The organism is Zhihengliuella flava, from assembly GCF_015751895.1.
Classification (GTDB): domain Bacteria; phylum Actinomycetota; class Actinomycetes; order Actinomycetales; family Micrococcaceae; genus Zhihengliuella; species Zhihengliuella flava.
The window spans coordinates 2,878,376-2,895,551 of record NZ_JADOTZ010000001.1 but is presented as its reverse complement, the minus strand read 5'-3'; the positions used below and the strand labels follow the sequence as shown (position 1 = coordinate 2,895,551).

General features: G+C 63.9%; 19 protein-coding genes and 1 tRNA gene. 15 read left to right on the top strand and 5 right to left on the bottom strand.

The annotated features are described in order from the left end of the window. From IW252_RS13405 to IW252_RS13365, 9 genes are all read left to right on the top strand, one after another. Window positions 1-423: M23 family metallopeptidase (locus IW252_RS13405; protein WP_196837006.1), on the top strand; the 423-nt coding region annotated here is incomplete at its 5' end. Beyond that, the gene (locus IW252_RS13400; RefSeq protein WP_196837005.1) at window positions 423-1,217 is read left to right on the top strand and encodes a hypothetical protein; all 795 of its coding nucleotides are present in this window, start codon (window positions 423-425) and stop codon (window positions 1,215-1,217) included. The genes IW252_RS13405 and IW252_RS13400, both read left to right, overlap by 1 nt. 16 nt (window positions 1,218-1,233) lie before the next feature. Next, a complete protein-coding gene (locus IW252_RS13395; RefSeq protein ID WP_196836950.1) occupies window positions 1,234-2,328 on the top strand; it encodes a hypothetical protein in 1,095 nt (364 codons plus the stop codon). Continuing rightward, a complete protein-coding gene (locus IW252_RS13390; RefSeq protein WP_196836949.1) occupies window positions 2,325-5,654 on the top strand; it encodes a hypothetical protein in 3,330 nt (1,109 codons plus the stop codon). Before IW252_RS13395 ends, IW252_RS13390 begins: the two co-directional genes overlap by 4 nt. 78 nt (window positions 5,655-5,732) lie before the next feature. Continuing rightward, window positions 5,733-6,077: a hypothetical protein gene (locus tag IW252_RS13385; RefSeq protein ID WP_196836948.1), complete on the top strand. Its 345-nt coding sequence runs from the start codon at window positions 5,733-5,735 to the stop codon at window positions 6,075-6,077. Between the two features lie 10 nt (window positions 6,078-6,087). Further along, complete coding sequence (locus IW252_RS13380) at window positions 6,088-6,372, top strand: hypothetical protein (RefSeq protein WP_196836947.1); 285 nt, start codon at window positions 6,088-6,090, stop codon at window positions 6,370-6,372. Further along, on the top strand, window positions 6,369-7,082 hold the full coding sequence (locus tag IW252_RS13375; RefSeq protein WP_196836946.1) for a collagen-like protein: 714 nt from the start codon (window positions 6,369-6,371) through the stop codon (window positions 7,080-7,082). The genes IW252_RS13380 and IW252_RS13375 overlap by 4 nt, the downstream gene beginning before the upstream one ends. Before the next feature lie 112 nt (window positions 7,083-7,194). Next, on the top strand, window positions 7,195-7,959 hold the full coding sequence (locus IW252_RS13370) for a peptidoglycan recognition protein family protein (protein ID WP_196836945.1): 765 nt from the start codon (window positions 7,195-7,197) through the stop codon (window positions 7,957-7,959). Window positions 7,960-7,961: 2 nt separating this feature from the next. Next, the gene (locus tag IW252_RS13365) at window positions 7,962-8,261 is read left to right on the top strand and encodes a hypothetical protein (RefSeq protein ID WP_196836944.1); all 300 of its coding nucleotides are present in this window, start codon (window positions 7,962-7,964) and stop codon (window positions 8,259-8,261) included. 315 nt (window positions 8,262-8,576) lie between these two features. Here IW252_RS13365 and IW252_RS13360 read toward each other — a convergent pair whose 3' ends face one another. Beyond that, entirely contained in the window at window positions 8,577-9,479 is a 903-nt protein-coding gene (locus IW252_RS13360) for a DUF3800 domain-containing protein (protein ID WP_196836943.1), read from the bottom strand. 194 nt (window positions 9,480-9,673) lie between these two features. On the opposite strand from IW252_RS13360, the gene IW252_RS13355 reads away from it, so the two are divergent. Next, window positions 9,674-10,018 (top strand): hypothetical protein, encoded by a 345-nt coding sequence (locus tag IW252_RS13355; RefSeq protein WP_196836942.1) that lies wholly within the window; start codon window positions 9,674-9,676, stop codon window positions 10,016-10,018. A 15-nt stretch (window positions 10,019-10,033) separates the two neighbouring features. Here the strand turns inward: IW252_RS13355 and IW252_RS13350 are convergent, their stop codons facing one another. Together IW252_RS13350 and IW252_RS13345 are read right to left on the bottom strand one after the other, a co-directional pair. After that, window positions 10,034-10,210, bottom strand: coding sequence for a hypothetical protein (locus tag IW252_RS13350; RefSeq protein ID WP_196836941.1), 177 nt, complete (start codon window positions 10,208-10,210; stop codon window positions 10,034-10,036). A 15-nt stretch (window positions 10,211-10,225) separates the two neighbouring features. After that, complete coding sequence (locus tag IW252_RS13345; protein WP_196836940.1) at window positions 10,226-10,432, bottom strand: helix-turn-helix transcriptional regulator; 207 nt, start codon at window positions 10,430-10,432, stop codon at window positions 10,226-10,228. A gap of 90 nt (window positions 10,433-10,522) precedes the next feature. On the opposite strand from IW252_RS13345, the gene IW252_RS13340 reads away from it, so the two are divergent. Continuing rightward, the gene (locus IW252_RS13340) at window positions 10,523-10,825 is read left to right on the top strand and encodes a hypothetical protein (RefSeq protein WP_196836939.1); all 303 of its coding nucleotides are present in this window, start codon (window positions 10,523-10,525) and stop codon (window positions 10,823-10,825) included. A 478-nt stretch (window positions 10,826-11,303) separates the two neighbouring features. After that, entirely contained in the window at window positions 11,304-11,933 is a 630-nt protein-coding gene (locus tag IW252_RS13335; RefSeq protein ID WP_196837004.1) for a uracil-DNA glycosylase family protein, read from the top strand. On the opposite strand, the gene mptB (IW252_RS13330) is transcribed toward IW252_RS13335, so the two are convergent. Both mptB (IW252_RS13330) and mptB (IW252_RS13325) read right to left on the bottom strand, forming a co-directional pair. Further along, on the bottom strand, window positions 11,923-13,593 hold the full coding sequence (gene mptB / locus IW252_RS13330; protein WP_196837003.1) for a polyprenol phosphomannose-dependent alpha 1,6 mannosyltransferase MptB: 1,671 nt from the start codon (window positions 13,591-13,593) through the stop codon (window positions 11,923-11,925). The genes IW252_RS13335 and mptB (IW252_RS13330) overlap by 11 nt on opposite strands. 1 nt (window position 13,594) lies before the next feature. Continuing rightward, window positions 13,595-15,112 carry a polyprenol phosphomannose-dependent alpha 1,6 mannosyltransferase MptB gene (gene mptB, locus IW252_RS13325; protein WP_196837002.1) on the bottom strand — a complete coding sequence of 506 codons (1,518 nt, stop codon included), beginning with the start codon at window positions 15,110-15,112 and terminating at the stop codon, window positions 13,595-13,597. A gap of 496 nt (window positions 15,113-15,608) precedes the next feature. On the opposite strand from mptB (IW252_RS13325), the gene orn reads away from it, so the two are divergent. The 3 genes from orn to def all read left to right on the top strand — a co-directional run bounded on the left by orn (window position 15,609) and on the right by def (window position 17,115). Next, a complete protein-coding gene (gene orn, locus IW252_RS13320) occupies window positions 15,609-16,226 on the top strand; it encodes an oligoribonuclease (protein WP_196837001.1) in 618 nt (205 codons plus the stop codon). A 159-nt stretch (window positions 16,227-16,385) separates the two neighbouring features. Then, a tRNA-His gene (locus tag IW252_RS13315) sits at window positions 16,386-16,458 on the top strand. Window positions 16,459-16,542: 84 nt separating this feature from the next. After that, window positions 16,543-17,115 carry a peptide deformylase gene (gene def / locus IW252_RS13310; RefSeq protein WP_196837000.1) on the top strand — a complete coding sequence of 191 codons (573 nt, stop codon included), beginning with the start codon at window positions 16,543-16,545 and terminating at the stop codon, window positions 17,113-17,115. Window positions 17,116-17,176 lie beyond the last annotated feature (61 nt).

Sequence of the window (17,176 nt, the reverse complement as noted above, 5' to 3'; positions counted from 1 at the left end):
CACGCCAATGGGCTGAGCTCGTACTACGGCCACCTGTCGGGCTACATGGCCCAACCCGGCGACAAAGTCACTGCCGGTCAGGGTGTCGCAAGGTCTGGCAACACTGGACGCTCCACGGGCCCGCACCTTCACGCTGAGCTGTGGAACAAGGGCAAGCCGTTCGATTTCATGTCCATGTTGTACGACCAGGGCGGCGTGCTCCGGCCTGGTCTTTCGACCATCGTCAATGCGTCCGGCAAACCGGAGGCAATCCTCAACAACAAACAGTGGGCTGACATGCACCGCATCGCCGAATCGGTTCGTTCGGGCCGCAGCGGCGCCCCGACCTTTCACCAGACAGTGGTTGGCGAGGATCCGTTCGCGGCGGCGCACATGGCACGGTCGGCGATTTCGTTTGATCTGGAGAATGCGGGGTTGAGCTGATGGCACGTGCTGGTGAAGTAATCAGCTTGGCAGGGTTCGACTTCCTGCGCCCGGGCATGGTCGGCGTGGTGTCGACGATCGGCAAGAACGGACTGAAGGGTTGGTGGGAGACGCCGGACAAGCGTGGCGACGACACTGCGCGCGTCATGCAGGATGGCGACTTCCCGGCGCCGCGGACTTTCGGCCCCCGCATGATCACGATCTCCGGTGATGTGTCCTGCACCAGCCGGGACGCACTGTTTGAGTTCCGTGACCGGCTCGCCGGACTCCCCCACCTGGGGTCCGGCGAGCTGTCCGTCACTGGGCATGGCGTCAGCCAGACGGCGACCGTGGAACAGGTCGGCGGCCTGAAGTGGAGCGAACGGAATCCGCGCGCCGCCTCGTGGTCGATGGACCTCAAGGCCCCTGACCCGCGTAAGTATGGGGAGTTGCGTGTTACGGCGTGGACGACGGCGTCTCGGACGTCGCCGGTGTCGGTGCAGGTGTCGCATGAGGGGAATTATCCGGCGGCGCCGGTGATCGAGGTCAAGGGCAGCATGACGTCTGGCTTCACCGCGTGGGGCACGGGTGAGGATTCGTATCGGTCCCTTGAGACGGTGAATGCTGGTGAGCTTTTCGAGGTGGACTTCGGGTCGGGCCTGCTCCGGAAGGACGGGGCCGTGGTCTTCGGGCAGACCGGGTACACGAATCTGGCGAAGGTCATGCCGGGTGTCTCGCGTGCTGCGAATGTGATCCCGGCGACTGACGGCGGGGTGGGCCAGTACCGGGTGCTGGTCCGCGACACCTACATCTGAATTTTAGGAGGCCGCCGTGGCATGGAGTTTTGAGGCTGTGGTCACGCACACGGGGCAGCGTCTGGGTCGCTTGCCGGGTACCGGGTTCACTGGTGCCCGGTCGTTGAATGGTGGTGAGGGCGGCCAGGTGACGATCCCGCTCACGGACGATGACTGGCAGCTCACGAAGGCCGAGTGGGACTACCTGCTCAAGCCGACGGTCCGCACGGTCGTGGCGTGCTGGAACAACGTGCCCGTGTTCTCCGGCATCATCTGGACACGGAAGTACAAGTGGGGATCCGGTGTGCTGCAGCTGACCCTGCGGGACGTGTGGAGCGTGTTTGAGGGTCGGACCCTGATCGGCCCGAACTCCACGTACCCGTCCCACTCCTACTACCGGTTCGGGCCCGCCGGATTGCCGACGCTGGCTGACCGGATTGTCCGGTTGACCCAGAACAACGGCGAGGCGTTGGATAACTTGCCGATGGAGTACCCGGCATCTGTGTCGGGCACGCGCGAAGCCCGGTTCTACGGGTACAACGCGATGACTGTCGCGGAAGGCCTCGAGCAGATCATCACCCTCGACGGTGGACCCGACTGCGACTTCACACCCGCCTGGGCGGGGAACGCGTTCACGTGGGTCATGGGGTCCGCCCGCGACCTCAACGCCTCGAAACAGGTCGATATCAACCTCGACGGCGGGGCCGCGGGCGTGGATTTCGAGCTGACCGAGGACGCCACCGACATCGTCACCCGCGCTCACGTCTTTGGTGAGGGTGAAGGCCGCGCCACCCTGTCAGCCTCCGCCGCGGCCGGCGGGTCGCAGGAGTACCTGACGGTTGAGCGGATCTACACAGGCAAGCGGACGAACCAGCTCTGGCACCTACAGGGGTGGGGCGCCCGCACGGTCCGCGAGAACTCGCGCCCGGTGGAGACCGCAGACATGTCCATCCGTATCGACGGCACACCCGGCCTAGCCGATCTCGTGCCCGGCATGACAATCCGTGTCGTGGCCCCGGAGGACCCGTGGCTAGCCGGCCGGGAGCTGATGATGCGCCTGGCCGGCTACAGCTTTTCGCAAGCGTCGAGCTCGGTGCAGCTCGACGTGAGACTACTTGAGGAGGCCGAGTGAGCAACCGCCCTTATCTGCGCCGCAAGCGTGACCCGCTCGTAGAAATCCTCTCCGATCAGGCCAAGCTCCGCCGCGACATCTCCCACGCCTCGAACCTGCAGCACGGGTCCGTGTCGATGGACGACCCGGAAAACCCGGGCACAGAGATCCACGTGACCGTCCCAGAGCTCGTGGAGAAAGACGCCGCCCAGGGCGCAGTCCTCGACGACCACGCCAACGAGCTGGCAGCGCAGGCCGGGCAGTTGGGCGACCAGTCGGACCGGATCACCGAAGTCGACAACCGGCTCACACAGGCGGACGAACAGATCAACACCGAGCTAACGCAAGCCCAGTCCGACATCACTGAAGCGTTCGGACTCGCCAACACCGCGAACTCGACCGCCAACGCGGCAGCCACGGCGGCTTCGGACGCGCAGACGGCAGCAGACGCCGCGCAGTCCTACGCCGAGGGTCAGGTGACCGCTCTCATTGAGCGCGGCCGCAACCTCGCCGTGAACCCCGGATTCGAGCAGGGCGACCCGAGCGACCCCGCGTTAGCGCCGGGCTGGGCTCTAACCAACGGGAGCTACCGTCAAGCGGCCACCTTCATCGACGGCAGCTTTTTGGCGGTCATGCCCGGAGAAGCCGCAGCGGGCGCGAATCCGCACGCGTGGAACACCTTTCAGACGCTTGAACCTGGCCACACGTACCGGGTCCGCGTCGCAGCACGCCGCACCATCGCGGGAGATAACGACGCCACAGCAGCAGTCAACTTCATCTCCGCGCAAGGCAGCCAAGGCTCGACGAACGGAAGCGTCCACGACGGCTGGGCAGGAAACACTTTTACCGCGGACACGGTTCGGCCTCTTTCCGCGGACATTACCGTCGGCCCGGACGTAACGTGGGGCCGCTTCGGCGTTCGCGTAATCGCGGGAGCAGGGCGCTTTCAGATCGACCGCTTCGAGGTCTACGACATTACCGAGGCGAAGGAGGCCCTCGACGCGGCAGCAGCAGCCCAGCAGGCCGCACAGGACGCGCAGACGGCAGCAGGCAGCGCACAGGACACGGCTGACCTCGCGCTGTCCAGCGCCAACGGTAAGAACAAGATTCACCGTGACACGAGCGCGCCGAGCGGCAGCGGCAGCACCCCCGGGGACATTTGGTGGCAATTCGACAGCACTAGCTGGACGAAGATTGTCGGGCAGTGGACGTGGGACGGGTCGAGCTGGGTGAAGGGGACGCTCGAGCACCAGATGATTTCGAGCGTAGACCTCGGGTCCCTGACGGTCGTCGGCCAGTCCACGCTTGCCGACGTCGTAGCCGAGGAGATCGCCGCCCGCACGGGCCGCTTCATGAAGCTCTACGCCGAGCAGCTTCTGGTGGCAGCGGGGCCGAACCAGATCATTGACCCCACCTTCTCGGACCAGACCACGCGAGACCGCCTCGGCGACGGCCACAACGGGCGCTCGGGCGTAGCGCACGTGCAAGGCTCTTGGGGCACGAATAATGCAGGGCAGAACAGGTTCGGCTCCGCGAACCAGGACACCACCAGCCTCAAGCGGTTCTGGTACTCACTCGATGACGGGCCGGACGGCGAAGGGCTGCGAACCCGCAGGTTCATGGCACCGACTAACCCGGGCGAGCCGTGGCGCACCGCAGTCCGCGTGAACACGGGCAACGGCACTGCGAAGATCAACCTCGCCTGCCGCTACGCCGACGGCAGCGAAGGCATGCTCCACAGCAGCAACAGCGACGCCCGCTCGGTCGACGCGACCGGAGAAGACGCCCCCGCGTGGCGAGGCGGCGGCTCGAACATCTGGCTCTACTACGAACACGTCATCCCCGACTCGGACACCAACCCGGTGACGCACGTCGCCCCCGTGATCGAGTTCTCCGGCGACGCCAACGAAGCAGTAGTCCATGCTGGCGGGTCGATGGTCCGCATGACTGACGGGGCTATCGTGACGCCCGGCGCGGTGAAGGCCCGAGCGGTAGACGCACTCAGCATTTGGGCTGACGCCGCGTGGTTGACCGCGCTCGAGGGGTCGTCGGCCCGTTTCTATAAGCAGGATGGGACACGCGAGACCATCGTCAACGGTGATGGGATCGCGATCATTGACCAGCTCGCTGACGGCTCCTACGAGTCGCTGATCGCTTTGCTAGGAAGCGGCACGCAGCGCCTCGGGATCCGCAATACCCAGAATGACGGCGGCGACGTGGTGATCGATGACGCCGGCGGCATAGCGGCGGCCTCCGTCGCAGCAGGCGAGGTGACAGTCAACGGCGAGGACATCTACGAACTGATCGACTCCCGTGCCCGCGGAATCATCGCCCGGCTAGACAGGACGAACAACACCGGGGCGAACCCATCGACCTCGTCGAACCACAACCAGTCAGTAATGCGGTTGGAATACACGGCCCGGCCCGGGTACGTCTACGAAATCCAAGCAAACGGGCTCCGGGCGACCAGTGCAGGAACGAACTCCCGGGCAAGGTTCCGGCTCGCTGCCACCACAACCGGCACCCTCGCTGACACCTCGGCACCCATTAGAGCCGAAGCCATCACCGGGGCCCGCCCAAGCGCGTCGAGCCAACTGCCTTCCACGGACCTGCGGTGGGTGTTCCGCAACGACAGTGAGCGCACCGTCTCAGTCATCGTGTACTACTCGGCGTTCGGTGGCGCGGACAACGTGTTGATCAATCCGACCAACGCGGCCCCGTTCACTCTCACGGTGGCTGAACACCCACTCACTGGCGTCTCCGGGCGCGCCGACTTCGTAGGCACCACCTCCGCGGGCTCTTCCGAGCCGCCACCGACATCGGCTGACCGCCAAGTCACCCAGACCTGGGCGGCCACTGGATTCCGGTCATGGCAAGGCAACGATAGTCAGTACACAGCCGGCGGGAACTACCTCTATCAGGGGTACACCTCCTACGACCCGGGCGGCGGGACCAAGAAGAGCCATGCGATCTTCGGTGCCGGTGACAAGGGCGAGACCATCGCAACCGCAATGGCAGACGCCTCGTCCATCGTGAAGCTAGAGGTCTACCTCTACTTCGACCACTGGTACTCCGGCGCCGGTGGTACGGCACGGCTGTACCGGCACGGGTCCACCTCGCTGTCTAGCTTCCCGGCGTCGTCCCTGCTGAAGGAAGTCTCGTGGAAACGCGGCGAGGGCAAGTGGGTCACCATCACCAACAGCTCTGACATCAGCGCCATGCTGTCGGGGAACTTCAGAGGCCTCGCCCTGTACACCGGGTCCACGTCGTCCACCTATTACGGGTACGCACGCGGCACTGGGTCATTGCGGCCCAAAATCCGGGTCACCTACATGACCGACGCCTAACCAGGCACCACCACCCGAAGGGGCGGCAGACTCGCAAGGCTGCCGCCCCTTCGCCATACCCGCCACAAGGAGGACCCAGTGGACACCAAGCTCTTAAAAATCCGGGCAGCACTCGACGACACCCTGCTGCAGCAGCGAGTCGCCGGCGCTCAACTGGCCTACATCACGACCAACAGCCCTACCGAAGGCAGCGCCGCAGAGCAGCTTGCCAACGCCGTGCGCGACAACCCGTCCCAGACGATCACCAACTTCGTCACGGAAATGGTCCTGAACCCCTCCATCCAAACAGCCATCGTCTGGGACGAAGCCACTAGCGCCATTGACTCCACCGCCGTCACCGACTCCGACATCGAATACGTCGTCGCGGACCGGTGGACCGCCGTCGCAGAACGCCTCTACGGCACACCAGCCACCAGCATCTAGGAGTCAGCGTGTGGAGCAAGCAGCAGAGACCGCTATATCCACGCTGCTCGGACAACTTGGCTTCGCGGGCCTCGGGCTTGGTGCCATTGCGGCTCTCGGCTTCTGGTGGCTCAAAGCCTCGCGCGACCTACGCGACGAGAAAGAAGGGGTCATCGTGCGTCTAGGCAGCGACAAGGACCGGCTCAAAGCCAAGCTCGCGGAAGTCGAAGCCGAGCGCGACAAGTACCGGGAAGCGTATTTGGCTCTCAAATATCCGGGATCACACGCTGATCCTTTTGAGGGGGTGGGCGAGTGACTCGCGAAGACAAGCTTCGGCATAAGCGAAACACCCTCGGTGTGGCCCTCGTCGCCGCAATCGTCCTGTTGCTGGGGGCTTCCTTTGCCCTCGGGTTGCTCGCGCAGAAGCGGGCGACCGTGGCCGAGTCGAACGCGCAGAGTCTCGCCCAGCAGGTGCAGGTCGCGTGCGCGGATGGCAGCAGCCTGCTCGTGGATGACCGCGACCTGTGTAAGCGGGCCAGCGAGGTGCAGCAGAATCCGACCGAACCGGTGGCGGGTCCGCCCGGGCCGCAAGGCCCGCAAGGGATACCTGGCCCGCAGGGTGAGGCCGGGATCAATGGCGTGCGTGGCCCTCCCGGTGAGGACGGGCAAGACGGCGCCGACGGTGAAGACGGTGCCACTGGCCCGGCCGGTGCCGATGGGAGTCCTGGCCCCGCGGGAGCGGATGGTGAAGACGGGGCCGACGGGGCGACAGGCCCACAAGGCCCTGCCGGGCCAACCGGTGCCCCGGGACCCGCGGGACCATCCGGCCCGCCGGGCGCACCCGGCACTGATGGCGCCGACGGGGCACCCGGCCCTGCCGGAATCGGCATCGAGTCCGTCCAATGCGTCGGCACCGGCAACGAGTCCTACTGGGCAGTCACCTACACAGACGGGACCGAGCAGACGAGCGACGGCCCCTGCCGCCTCGCCACCAACCCGAACCAAGGACAAGGGCAGCAACCATGAGCACAGAACCTGATGATCTCGACTGGGACCGATTGCGGGACGGGCATATGTCCGATTACGCAACCGACGATGAACCGCTGACCGTGGGCAGCGGGGACGAGGAGGGCGACTGATGCCACGCGTCACCACTCTCTTTCGCGTCCTGAAATCGTGGGGACTCACGGTCGAATACGTTCCCGGCTGGTCTACCCGCGGCAGTACGTCCTTCGACCCCGTGGGCGTCGTCGGGCACTGGACGGCAGGCCCACGCGGCACCGACAAGCGCCCCTCACTGCGCATCGTCACCGAGGGCCGGCCAAGCCTCCCCGGACCGCTCTGCAACGTCTACTTGGACCGACGCGGCGTATGCGTCATCGTCGCAGCAGGCCGCGCCAACCACGCCGGCAAGGGGGCCTGGCGCGGATACTCCGGCAACTCAAGATTCCTCGGCATCGAGGCAGAAGCCGCCGACAATGCGGACTGGACCGACGCCCAGCGCGAGGCGTACCCGATCCTCTGCGCCGCACTGTTGGATGCCATCGGCTCCACGGACGCCGGCATGGTCTGCGGGCACTCCGAGTACGCCGGCCCTCGCAAGATCGATATCAACGGATACACACCCAACCAACTCCGCGCGCAGACGCAGTCTGTCATCGACGGGCTACGACCCGTAGGAAACCTAGACCCAGAGGAGGACCTGACCGTGTCCCAGTACACCGAGCTCAAGCAGGGCATCGACTCACTACAGAATTCGATCCAGTCCCAGCAGGTCGATTTCGTATCGACTGCTGGCCGGGCCGGACAGACCAATTTCATTGGCGCGCTAGAGCAGATTCTCACTCTGCAGCGTCAGATCCTTACGCGGATCGAGAAGCTTGAACTTGAAAAGGAGTCCTGATCATGGAGACAACCCAGCAGCAGCACCCGTGGCGTGCAGTAGTACGCACCATCTTCGCCGCCGTCGTCGCACTCGCAGCCCTCGCGCCAGCCATCTTCACGGCCATCACGATGCAGTCCCCGGAGGTCGCTACCGGCGCCGCCGCGGGCGTCCTCGCCGTAGCCGGTGCGATAACCCGCGTCCTCGCACTCCCCGGCGTCGAGACCTTCCTGCGCCGCTACCTGCCGTTCCTCGCCGCCGGCAAGGAGACTAACGTGCTGCCGCCGACCGATGATGAGTACGCGTCGAGCGACCGACACTAATTCCCCAGCGCGGTGGCTGGGTCACGACTGCGGCACCGCCGGACCCACGGAGTACCGGTCACCCCGGGGGTCTGGCCCACGTAGAAGCGCCCCCACCATTTTCGTCAAGGAACGAAAATGGTGGGGGCGCTCTTGTGCGTTATGCAGTTACATTTGAGTAGTGATAGTTAGGTTTAATACTTGCGTATCGACTGTACTGGTGTGATAATTGAACCACTAAGGCCCGTAGAAGGGGCATAGATGGGTTGCCGGACGCGGAAACGTGTCACTCGTCTTCAACGACGAGCAACGCCCCACATGCCTCTCCTAGGGGCCTTAGCGCATTGAAGAGAACTCGTGCCACCAATCCGTATGGTGTACGGCTTGCCAGCCCTGCTCAGGAAAGACCTTGACACCAAAGCCGGATCGACGCCCCTTTTCATCGCATGCGACACGATCCGAATACCGGCACATGAAGGTAGAGTCCCCATCCCTGAGGGCGGCGCTGAGGAAGCCTGAGTAGATGTCAGCGAGTTCCAGTCCTTCATATGTGCCCATCGGTCGCCACGCTGCCGGCCACTTGAGGTGATCGAAGTATTGCGCGTTCCTATCGTGCTGGATGTCATCTGACGCCAAGAGCCGCGACTCGTTGGCACAGTGGTTCAGATAGGCTTTCGTCTCCTCGGGGTCAACTCCCTTGATCGTCGCGAAAGTGACTCGCGCGCTACGGGCGCCTCCATCCCAATGAAGAGCGGCCCTACCGATTCGTTCCAGCAGGTACTTCGTCGCGGTGTAGTAAACGCCGCGTGTGTCATTGCGCATATGGGCGGACGCAGCGATGGAGGGCTTGTGGATGATCACGTGGATGACGCGTACACGCCTGAATCCCGTCGCTAGGTCGCGAACGACGACGCGTCGGTCATACTTCTTACGCTTGCAATGCTGGACCCAATGAATATGTCCAACCGGCTTGCCACCGTTCCCCAGGTAGTCACGTAGACCCCGAATGATGGTCTTTACATGGTTCATGTGTTCAGCCGGAACCATAACGGCAGTCATGGCGAACCAGTCCGACTGGCGGTTCTTCTTGAAGTTTCGGTCGCCCGTCTCGTCAACGAAGACTTCAACGCGGTCTAGCTTCCCCATCTCTGGGTTCGGCAGGAAAGACGGGACGTCCGATAGATCGATCCTGTTTGCCTTGAACCAGTCATCGAGAACCGAATCATCGGCATTCCCCAAAATCCCCAACTCCTAAGAAACGTTCATGCGGAGCTTTAACCATATGGCAATCCCTTAGGACCGCGCATGAACACAGACAAGAGAACGCCCCACCTCAACACGAGGTGGGGCGCATTTCTTCGTTAAGCGCTCATGCGCCGCGGCGCCCGGGGCCACCCATCGGCTTCCCAGCCAGCCCTAGGTATGCTCGGGTCATGGATTTTGGGATCCTCAATCAGCGGCCGGCGGCCCCATTTGAACGCGCCAGGGCGCTCCGGCAGACCGTGCAGGTTCGGTGCGTGATGTGCTCGGCGACGATCCTTGACGAAGACTGCGTGCCGAAAGAGCCGGTGTGCTCCGAGGATTGCTGGCGCGAACTCGGCGCCGAACTCCGAGCCGTCCATGTGCCCGATCAGGTCAGCAGGGACGAACGAATCGCCGTGCTGGCCTTAGCTGGCGTCCCGGTGCGCCACCTCGGCGCCTACTACGGCGTCACGCCGTCAAGGATCCGCCAGATAATTGATGCGGTTCGCCGCAGCACGCCCGGTGGGCCAGCTTAGCCGCTTCCGGGTAGGTCACCAGTTGCGGCCTGCGAGCACGTACGCGGCGACGGTCGCAGCGACGGCGGCTGTTAAGACCCACCATAGTGCGATGGTCAGGGCGGCGCCTGGATCTGCGAAGAACACGGCATAGGCCGCGAGAAGCACAAGCACTGGCAGGCCGGCGAAGATGCTCTTCTGCTTCTCGTTCATTCCTATGCCGTGTCCTCACGTTCGCTTGCGTCCGCGCCCGGGGCGTGCGCCCTGCCATGTGTCCACGGTTTCGGGCAGCCACCCTTTGGTAGGGCGGTCACCGTCGCCGATGAGTGCGTCCGGCTCTGGGAGTCGTCCCTCGTCAGCGTACTTCTTCGCGGTGTGCGGCGATACCCCGATGCGTTGGGCGAGCCCGTTGAGGCTCAGGTAGCGGATGGTCATGTTCGCCTCCTTTCTAACCTCAAGTAGACCTGCACAGATTGCATGCCGCAAGCTATGCGGGCATCCACATGGCACCCTAGAATCGAACCCATGTTCGAACCTGACGACGCCGGTATCCGGTCCTGGCCACCCGAGGCCCAGCCATTCGTCCGCGCACTAACACCTGACGGCATCCGGTACGGGCGCGCCGCCCGATGGAAAGGCCCGGACGTCCTCGTGGACTTCCCCGGCACGAAAGCTGACCCCTACGACAACCACAGCTCTTGGGTGGACCGTGACCTGCTCGAGCGAGTCCCCGGCATGCTCCCCGAATGCGCGACGCTCCGCAGCGGGTACGACTCACAAGACGTGCTGTGGGAACCCGACCGGTGTGACTGGCCGAGGCGGGGGTAGCGGGGATTCTGACCGGAGTTTTGACCGGAAATATTAGTGACCCAACCAGACCCACACGGACGACGAAACACTCCCCCACCCCATCTGACTAGGTTTTTCATACCCAGCCAGACCTAGGCAGATCGTAGAAAAGTGCTATGAATCGATCTTCTAATCTGCCGGTCGCGCGTTCGAGTCGCGCCGGGGGCACCCAGTACCTCCTACTGCCGAGCGCACGTCGGGACTCCCTCCCCAAGCGATGCAATGTTCCGCATCGGGACCCCTCGCGTCTCATCAAGGTGGGAAGTATCTCACCTTCTCCGGGGCACCAAGCGTCCACCGGCTCGTCATTCGTTGGTAACCTTTAAAGGTTGCGTTGACCGCCCTGTGGTCACGCGCCCATCGGCTTCGCCATGGGCTCTACTCGCACATCTCACCGGCTTTTCCCGCGGCGCGCCCGGGGAAACCCGTCCTCATCTTCAAGGAGAGTTCGCCTTTCATGACAGCTGTCGCCTCGGAAACATCGACACCCCTGTGGGAGCGCCGTTACGAGGAGCACATTGCTCCTGTTAATCGGCTGCTGGATGAGACGGCCATGCTGCGGCCAGAGTCCTCGATGAGCTACGTGGACCCTGTGCACGATGTCGATCAGGCGAAGATTGTCTCTCTGTACTCAAACGTTGGTACGGCCGACGCCTCCGGCTTCATCTCGGCCGGGGAGCCGGAGGCCGTCACGCGTCAGCTGGGGCTGCAGTGGCAGCTCGGCCTGCGCCCGGAATACCTCATGCCGTGGAACGTCCACCCGTGGCACACCGCAGGCGAGCCCAATGGAAGGCTTCAGCCGCCGCAGATTCGCGCCGGACTTAAGCCGTTGCTGCGCCTGTTGAAAGTCGCTGACCGCACGTCGGTGATCGTCGCCCATGGGACCGAGGCCCACCGCTTGACGGAACAGCTTCTCAAGACCGAGAACCCTTTGCTGTGGCGCCGTGGCTTCAAGGTCTACAAGGTCAAGTCCTTTGGCGGCCGAGCGTTCGCGGGATCCCCAGAACGCCAGCACGCAGCCCTGGAAGAAATCCGCACGGCCTACCAAGACGCGATGGCACGTACTGGATTGGTGGCTACCCGTTAAGGTGCTGTTCTCCGCGTGACTTTGCGCGACGCTGGCTGGGCAGTAGGTGGCTGCCCAGCCAGACGTTTAACGGACCAAAGAGGCGCGCAGTCTTTGGATCGATGAACAGGATGTAGACAAGGTAGGCGATACCCACCACGGCCGCGATGACCTGAACCAGTACCTGATCGATCCACTGCGCCACGCTCACCTGTTCGATCACCACGAGCAGGACGAGCACCATGCTCACGACGTACCAGAGCCTCACCACAAGACCCGAATACTCGCGGTGCGCGGCGAAGAGTGGCACCACCCACAAGAGGTACCAAGGCTGGATGACGGGAGCCAAGAAGACGGCCGCTGACAAGGCCAGAGCGCACGTCAGCAACGCTTGGTGCGCCGGCCGTCGGAACGCCCACCAGAACGCGAGGGCCACAGCGAGATACCGGAAGAAGGAGTACACGCCGTTGGCCACCACGGTGGGATCTGGCCCCCAGAAACCCGCGACCCATCCTATGAGTAATCCCAGCAGCCCGATGGGCGCGTACGGGAAAGCGGCGGAGCCCGCTGTCGCCATCGCGCTGATCCACCCGAAACCGAGTCCAGTCGCGAATCCGATGACCGCCAAGACGGCGCCCGCGACGACGCCCGTGACGATCCAGACCCTGAACTTCGGCCACCACCCGATAGCCTTCGATTCCTCGGCTGTGCGCGCGTGGAGCATGGCCAATCCAACGAAGGGCAGCGAGAGCACAACGATCGGCTTCACCGCGATCGCGAGGGCCACCCAGACGACGCCGAGGATGTGGCGCCGTCGTGCAATCGCAAGAAACCCCAGGAGCAACCCGCCGACCATGACGGCATCGTTGTGGACACCCGCCACCATGGTGATGAGAAAGAACGGGTTGACCAAGCAAATCCATGCGGCCCAGGCCGGGCGCACGCCGCGCGTCGCGGCCAGCCGCGGTAACGCGTAAAGACAGGCGAGAACGCCCAGTACTGCGAAAGCCCGAAAGATCAGGACACCGTACTCGGGAACCCCACCGGTCACTGTGTACGTCGCGCGCGCGATCAGCAGGAAAAGCGGTCCGTACGGAGAGGGGGACTCGGCCCACAGACTATCCGAACCCTGCGCGTACCATCCCGGCAGCTGAGAGATCCAATGCTCGTAAGGGTTGAACCCCTCGTGCATCAGCCGGCCTTGCGCTAAGTAGGAGTACACGTCCCGGCTGTAGATCGGAAAGCTGAGGAGCATGGGCGCCGACCACGACAGCACGGCTCGGCGAACGGTTTGCATACCGGCCTGGCCCGCAACAATGCGCTGCCCGAGGCGTAACCACGCGCGGCACAGCAGCATCGTGCCGAAGGCCAACAGCAACGTACAGGTGAGGACCACCGCGGGCTCGGCGCGCAGCATGTTGAGCAACGCCGCACGCGCGAAGAGGGACTCTTGGCCCGTTGCGAGCCATCCGACGCCCCAGGAGCCGACGAGAATGGCCAATGAGGCCACGAGCCCTTGCGCCAGCACCACGTGCACGTCCGCCTCGGGTCCACCCGTCAAGCGCCGCAGCACCGGCAAACTGGACAACCAACGGCGGACTGACTCCAGCCAGCCGGACAGCCCAGGGAACGGCAGGGCGCCCGGCCCGGGCGTTGCTGGGGGTACGACGGCGGGGTTCATGCTAGGCCGCTCGCTTTCGGCGAGGGAGGGAGAGGGAGCGCCAGAAATCAACGAAAATCAGCCTGGTCTTGGGGTCAATCAGCGCGATGTAGACCATCGCCAGCCAAGAGGTGACGGTGGCCAGCTGCTTCAGCAACGGCTTAACGTGATCGAGGAACTGCCAGACAAACAGTTGGTCTGCCACACCGTAGGCAATAAAGAAGGCCACGGTGAAATAGACCCAGATGATCTGCCAGTCATCCCGAATTCCCGAAGCAGCAAAGAACGGCAACAGCCACAGCAAGTACCACGGATGAATGACCGGAGACAACACCACCAGCGCCGCGAATGCCAGTACCATCCGCTGCACGAGGTGCGCGTGCGTGCCCTTGAACATCAGCAGCAACACGATGCCCACAGAAGCAAGCCGGCCGATCAGCTTGAGGGTTGGCAGCACCCACGAGGTGTCGAGGGATAGGGCCCCGAGGGATCCTTGGAGGAAGTTCACCAAGATCCCGAGTGGTGAGTACACGCTATAGCCCGTGCCGGTGGTCAGCATGACGGTCAACCAACCCAGGCCGTACCCGTTGGCGTATCCGATGACCACCATGAGCCCGATGCCGATGCCGGCGGTGTAGCCCCAATAGATGAACCGTCGCAACCATGAAGAGTTGGGGCCAGCCCAGAGCAACCCGATGAACGGCAACAAGACCATTGTGATGGGCTTGATTCCGATCGACGCGGTGACCAAGAGAACGCCGCGAATCCCGCGCTGGGTTGCGGCGAAGTAGGTGCCCGCAACGGCCAAGCCCACCATCAGCGCGTCGTTGTGCGCGCTGGCGATGAACGAGATCAAGAACAGCGGGTTGGCCACCGTGATCCACGTGGCCTTCGCACCGGAGACTCCGTGCAACTCAGCCAGTTTGGGCGTGTAGATCATGCACAGAAGGACGCCGACGTAGGCGACGAGCCGGAAGAGCAAGATCGCCACATCGGGGTTCTCCCCCGCCGCGGCCATCACCCAATGTTCGACATTGAGAAAGATGGGCCCGTACGGCGTAGCGGACTCGGCCCACATGGTGTCCGTACCGAGCTGGAACCAATTGGAGATCGTTGAAATCCCCTGCTCATACGGATCATGGCCGGCGGCCACGAGCCGGCCCTGCCCGATGTAGGCAAAAACATCCCGGCTAAAGATGGGCACGCAGGCCAACAGCGGCAGGCCCCACGCCCAACAGGCTCGCTTAACGACCTTGAGCGCGCCGTCCGGCCACCCCTTGAGCTTCTGCCCGAGTCGCAACCACGCCCGGAACATGATCCACGCGCCAACGGTCATCGTCAGCGTGGAGGCAATGACGCCCCACCGGTCGGTGCGCAACATGATCAACATGTCGAGCCGGTTCAGCGGAGACACGGAAGCCAGCCATCCGATGCCTAGCGAGCCGATGACCACCAAGATCGAGCCGATGCTGCCCGCGATGACCGTGCGCCCCACGCGCGAATCCGACGTCGTCGCGGAGTCGGGCTCGGTCACATTCACGCGTGCTTCCTTAGGAGTCAGAACGGGCGGGCCGCCTGGTCGGCGCGATCCCTCCACCGGTGTCGGTCCGCTTCCCCATACCGCTGGCCGGCCAGCACATGAGGGAATTAATCGATAGCTTTGATCCTAACAGTTGACGGCCACTCAGCCGCGGGATCCTCCAGACAGCGTCGGTGAGCCATCGCTCACATCCGACGGCGTCCCGCATAGAGTGAAGCTCGGAAGATTCGGGCAAGTCAGGAGCATCATGGGGCGGCATACAGCGAGTTCACGTCGGCGTCCAGAGTCTCGCGGGCCCGCGCGGCTACCTCTCCTGGCGTGGGGTCTTTTCGCGGCCGCCGTGGCAGGACTCTGTGGCCCGCTCTTAGGCCTAAGCCTTCCGACGGCGTTGGGCCTCAGCGCCACGACGGCGGCGGCCTTCGTCGCCATGTGGGCCGCCTCACTGTGGGCTTCGCGCTCCGGGCCTCGCAACGACAAGCTCCGGTAGATTGGGCTCGTGGCTATTTCTGCAGAAAACATCGTCTGGATCGATTGTGAAATGACCGGGCTCAGCCTCGAGGCGGATGCTCTCATCGAGGTTGCGGTTTTGGTGACGGACCCTGAACTCAACATCCTGGGCGAGGGCGTCGACGTCGTCATCAAGCCGCCCGCCGAGGCACTCACCCAAATGAACGATTTTGTGCGCCAGATGCACACGGACTCGGGGCTGCTCAATGTCCTCGATGACGGCGTATCGATGAGCGAAGCTGTTCGGCGCGTGATGGAGTACATCAAGCAGTGGGTCCCCGAGCCCGGCAAGGCACCACTGGCCGGGAACACGGTGGGCACTGACCGCAACTTCTTGGCCCGAGACATGCCGGAGGTCATTGAGCACCTTCACTACCGCATTATTGACGTCTCCACCATCAAGGAACTCTCCCGCCGCTGGTACCCCAAGGCCTTCTTCCAATCGCCGGCCAAGACGGGCGGACACCGGGCCCTCGGCGATATTCGGGACTCCATCCAAGAACTGCGCTATTACCGCCGGGCCGTGATGGTTCCCGCCCCGGGCCCGGACAGCAAGACGGCGCAGCAGATCTCGCGTGAGGTCACGACGGACGGCGAGGACGGCTAGGCGTGTGTCGCAGCGCACAGCGACTCGATTAGCACTCAGCCCCCCACCTGTGTGTAAGATAGTGTGCGTTGCCCGGACGGGACGAGGGGAAATCCTTGTGCCGGACTTGCAGGTCACCAGCGTGTCTGAAGCATTCAGTTCACCCCTGGTGCAGCGATGGTGGGTATAGCTCAGTCGGCAGAGCGTCTGGTTGTGGTCCAGAAGGTCGCGGGTTCAAGCCCCGTTACTCACCCAGCGTTGAGGCCCGGTTTCATGCGGCAGGCATGGAACCGGGCCTCTTGTGTTCGTGCCCCTTGGTTGTGTCAAAGGAGTTCCCATGGCCGTTCGCCCCATCATCATCTACGGCGAAAAAGCACTCCACCGCCGCGCCCTAGAGGTGACGGAATTTGATGCGGACCTGCGCTCACTCATCGAGGACATGCACGAGACGCAGGACGCCGCGCACGGCGTCGGCCTCGCTGCTCCGCAAATTGGCGTGAGCCTGCGCCTCTTCACCTACGAATTTGAGAATGACGACGGCGTCCCGCCACGGGGTGTCGTGGTGAATCCGCGGTTGACCTTGTCCAAAGTCTCTCAGGCGCTGCCCGATCCGGACGAAGAAGCCGAGGGCTGCCTCTCGGCCCCCGGCCTCTCCTTTCCGCTGAAGCGTGCGGACTTCGCCCGCATCGAAGGGTTCGACGGCCACGGGAACCCGCTCTCGTTCGAAGCCACCGGCTGGTTTGCCCGCGTCATGCAGCACGAAACCGATCACCTCGACGGGCTGCTGTACGTCGACAAGCTGGCCAATAAGTGGGATCGGCGCTGGAAGAAGGCCAAAAAACAGGCCGGGTGGGGCGTGCCGGGCAAGTCGTGGCTGCCCGGCGTGGACCCAGACCCGTTTGGACACTAACCGGGCGATCCACCTCCGCCACAACGCACGCGACGCCGTCGTTCCCCCGCAGCGGGCGGGA